The organism is Kluyvera sp. EC_51 (assembly GCF_019584505.1).
GTDB classification, from domain to species: Bacteria; Pseudomonadota; Gammaproteobacteria; order Enterobacterales; family Enterobacteriaceae; genus Kluyvera; species Kluyvera sichuanensis.
On record NZ_VDAG01000011.1, the window covers coordinates 380 to 846 of the forward strand.

Genomic DNA, 467 nt, shown 5'->3' on the forward strand with positions numbered 1-467 from the left:
CGGTGGATGCCCTGGCAGTCAGAGGCGATGAAGGACGTGCTAATCTGCGATAAGCGTCGGTAAGGTGATATGAACCGTTATAACCGACGATTTCCGAATGGGGAAACCCAGTGTGTTTCGACACACTATCATTACGTGAATACATAGCGTAATGAAGCGAACCGGGGGAACTGAAACATCTAAGTACCCCGAGGAAAAGAAATCAACCGAGATTCCCCCAGTAGCGGCGAGCGAACCCGAACCGACTAATGTTGAAAAATTAGCGGATGACTTGTGGCTGGGGGTGAAAGGCCAATCAAACCGGGAGATAGCTGGTTCTCCCCGAAAGCTATTTAGGTAGCGCCTCGTGAATTCATCTTCGGGGGTAGAGCACTGTTTCGGCTAGGGGGTCATCCCGACTTACCAACCCGATGCAAACTACGAATACCGAAGAATGTTATCACGGGAGACACACGGCGGGTGCTAAC

The 467-nt window shown here is 51.2% G+C and carries 1 rRNA gene (cut by a window edge); it reads left to right on the top strand.

Features of this window, described 5'->3' with window-relative positions:
• Positions 1 to 467, top strand: a 23S ribosomal RNA gene (locus FHC49_RS04535) (its annotated part continues 761 nt past the right edge of the window); the annotation flags it as partial.